Consider the following 568-nt stretch of genomic DNA (forward strand, 5'->3'; position numbering starts at 1 on the left):
TACCTCCTACGGAGATACTGTCAGAGACACCCTTCTTGAAGAGTTTTCTCACGGCTGTCCCGTCCTTTGCCGAAAGGGACAGTGTGGCGGAAAGCAGTAAAACCAATGCCCACGCCACCTTCTGTATATAATTCTTCATGCGTATCTTCCTTTAAGTTACTTTACTGAGATTTTCCTTGTATGTTCCCCATTCTCGGAGATAGCCTTCACGACATACACACCCGATGCGGGAACCTTGAAGTCGGCTTGCTTGACGCTTTCGCCTGTCATTTGGCGTGACACTACCAGTTTGCCTGATACGTCAAACACCATCAATGTGGCTGCAGCAGGCTTGTCCTGTGTGAGTTTAGCCTCGTAGATGCCTGTCGTAGAACCGTTGCCATTGACAGTGAAATCCTCGTCTTCTCCAGAAATGAAGGAGTTGTCAGCCTGTCTGTCCGAGCTGCCCACATGGTTCTCCCTTGCCTGTGTTCCGTTAGGCATACTTGCATCACACTCGCTGCCGACATAGACGGTCATCGTTGTCGTACACTTCTTGGGTGTTTCTATCTGCACGTTGCCCCTTGTG

At 50.0% G+C, this 568-nt stretch carries 1 protein-coding gene; it reads right to left on the bottom strand.

Going from position 1 to position 568, the window contains the following annotated elements:
• Positions 1 to 156 precede the first annotated feature (156 nt).
• A partial coding sequence (locus IEY73_RS32995; RefSeq protein WP_189083257.1) for a T9SS type A sorting domain-containing protein occupies positions 157 to 568 on the bottom strand: 412 nt, incomplete at its 5' end.

Source organism: Mangrovihabitans endophyticus (assembly GCF_014646155.1).
Lineage (GTDB): Bacteria > Actinomycetota > Actinomycetes > Mycobacteriales > Micromonosporaceae > Actinoplanes > Actinoplanes endophyticus.